The 2,818-nt window shown below is 68.8% G+C and carries 3 protein-coding genes; all 3 read left to right on the forward strand.

What is annotated here, in order from left to right:
- On the forward strand, positions 1 to 1,696 hold a 1,696-nt coding region (locus ACIA8E_RS41685), incomplete at its 5' end, for an ADP-ribosyltransferase (protein ID WP_399307293.1).
- 14 nt (positions 1,697 to 1,710) lie between these two features.
- Positions 1,711 to 2,109, forward strand: coding sequence for a hypothetical protein (locus tag ACIA8E_RS41690; RefSeq protein ID WP_371795609.1), 399 nt, complete (start codon positions 1,711 to 1,713; stop codon positions 2,107 to 2,109).
- A 34-nt stretch (positions 2,110 to 2,143) separates the two neighbouring features.
- Positions 2,144 to 2,545 carry a hypothetical protein gene (locus ACIA8E_RS41695; protein WP_399307295.1) on the forward strand — a complete coding sequence of 134 codons (402 nt, stop codon included), beginning with the start codon at positions 2,144 to 2,146 and terminating at the stop codon, positions 2,543 to 2,545.
- Positions 2,546 to 2,818 lie beyond the last annotated feature (273 nt).

Below are 2,818 nucleotides of genomic sequence, written 5' to 3' on the forward strand. Positions count from 1 at the left end.
CGGCAAGGTCATCGACCCCATGACCTACATCGCCAAAGGCGCAGGCGCCGGCCTCTCCAAAATCGGCGACATCACCAAAGGCCTCAAGGGCATCGGCAACGTCGAGATCCCCACGTTGCCCGACGGCTCGTTCCAGTTGCCCGACGGACACGTGCTGGACCCCAACGGCAACCTCATCTCCCCGACCGGCGCGCTCGACACGCCCTCGATCCCGCACGCCACGGTCCCCGGGACGTCGCTGCCCACCTCCTGGCAGATCCAGCCCACGTCGGTGCCCGGAGTCCATGCCGGAAGCGGCATCCCCGATGTGCCGCACACGGGTGGCGGCTTCGACAACGTGCCGGCCGGCGGGGGCAGCCATGTGCCCGCCGCTCCGGCGACCCACGTACCGAACGGATCGTTCGGCCCCGCCCCGGCGGCGTTCGACCCGGCGGGCCACGTACCAGGCAGCCCGGCGTCGCACGTACCGAACGGATCGTTCGGCCCCGCCCCGGCGGCGTTCGACCCGGCGGGCCACGTACCAGGCAGCCCGGCGTCGCACGTACCGAACGGATCGTTCGGCCCCGCCCCGGCGGCGTTCGACCCGGCGGGCCACGTACCGGGGAGTCCCGCGGGTCACATACCGGGCACACCGGCAGGCCACGTCCCGAGCGGCTCGTTCGGCCCTGCCCCCGCGGCGTTCGACCCCGCGAGCCACGTACCCGGCGGACCCGCGGGTCATGTACCCGGCGGACCGGCAGCGCACGTTCCCGGCGAGCACTTCCCGACGACTGCAGGGCACGACGTACCGACCACGGGCCCGCACGGCCCGGGGCACGACGTACCGACCACGCACGGGCACGACGCACCGGGTACGCACGGACACGACGCCTCGCACCCCGGCGGGCACGCCGACGACGTGGCGCACGCCGGTGACACCGGCGGACATGTCGACCCGCACGGCGCCGCCGGAGACGCGCTGCACGGCGCGGACGACGCGGCGACGGCCGGCCACCATGGTGTGGACGGGACGGATGTCGCCGGCGCGGCGGACGACTTCAAGTACAGCCCGCACATGTCGGAAGCCGACTTCGACCATCTCACCACGGCCGAGAAGCACCAGGTCGCCGCCGCCGAGCTGGCGGACGGAACAGCGCCGTTCGCCGATGACTGGGCGGCGATCGACTACGGCCGGGACTACTGGAACGACTACGTAGACGACCTGGACCCGTCCGCGAAGCAGGCGCTCCGGGACTACACGGGGGACACGTTCCCCTCGTACAAGGACATGAACGGCTACCTCCGGGGGGACCCCTACTACGGCCCCCGACCCGAGGTCCTGCACGACATCAGCGAGATGGATCGGGTCATGTCGACCCGACCTGTCCCGGAAGACGTCATGGTCGTGCGCGGCACGGGCATCGGGCACCTCGACCTCGACTCGCCGCTGGAAATGATGGGCGGCACGTACGGCGATGAGGGCTACCTCTCCACGTCGCTCGGAAACCACCCGGTGCCCAGCTTCGCGGGCAAGGAGGCGATCCTCCACCTCCGTGTGCCGAAGGGCACGCCCGCGCTCTGGCTGGAGAAGGTCAGCAAGTACGGCGTGGAAGAGCGTGAGATCCTGCTCGGGCGCGGCTCGGAGTACCGGGTGACCCGAGTCTTCGTGGACGAGGCCGGTAAAGCCCAGGTCTACGGCGAAATCCTGCCGAAGTGACAGAGGAAGAGTTCATGACCAGCGAAAACCGACCCAATCCGCGCTTCGAAGAAGACATGCAGTTCAAGCGCATCGCCGGGCCGCCTCGCTACAACCGTGTCGCACAGGGGCCTGTGCAGTACGTGCGGGTGGCCGCCGACAACGGCGTGGTGATCGGATATGTCTGGGCCAACGACGAGGGCGAAGCGGCCGGCTGGGTGACGCCGCCGGGGCTGGGCGCCGCCGAGATCAATGCCGGCGCCGCATGGCTTCGGAAGCTGCGGGACGCGAAGGCGCGCGAGATCGCTCCCACCGCCCTGCTCACCGAGCTGATCCGGGACACGAGCGACATCCAGGGAAGCCGCGTCGTGCCCGGCTCGCTGGCCGAATCCACGACTCTCGATGAACTCAAGGAACTGGCGAACAAGGGCTGACCACCCCCATCGAGAAGTGACGGAGCACGGCCGAATGACCGAGATACAGCGACCCAACCCGCGCTTGAACGAGGATCTGTTGTTCAACGCGGCGCCCGGTGGGCCGCCGCGCTACAGCCATCTGTCCAACAGGCCCGTTCAGTACCTCACCGTCGCGGACAGAGACGGTGAGGTGATCGGCCATGTCTGGGCGAACGACGAGGACGACGCCGCCGGGTGGGTGGTCCGCAAGGCGGGCGGCGACGAGGCATTCAACGAGGGCGCCAGATGGGCCGGGAAACTCCACGACGCGAAGGCCCGCGGCATTGTGCCTTCCGCCGCCCTGGCAGAGATGATTCAGGAGTCGGACCCCACGAAGAGCAGCCATGTCGTACCCGGGTCCTTGACCGAGGCGCCGAACGCCGACGTGGTCCGGAGACTGGCCAACCCGACCTGAGGCCCTTGGCTCCCGCGGGTCCACGACCCAAGCGATTGCGCCCACCGCCCTGCGCGGCCGGAGACGTGTTCGTTCGATGTCGCCCGGCTCTGTCATGTGTTGGTCACAGCGGGGGGCCACTGGTTGAACCGATGAGCCGCAGCAGGAAGGATGTTGTCGTATCAGATCATTTAGCTTGGCAGGGGGAAGCATATGAAGTTCGATATGGGGGCGCAGGTTCTGTCGAGTCTGACGTCGAAGTCGCGTGGTTCGAGTGATGACTTGGGCACGTTG

This window comes from Streptomyces sp. NPDC051664 (genome assembly GCF_044453545.1).
GTDB lineage: Bacteria > Actinomycetota > Actinomycetes > Streptomycetales > Streptomycetaceae > Streptomyces.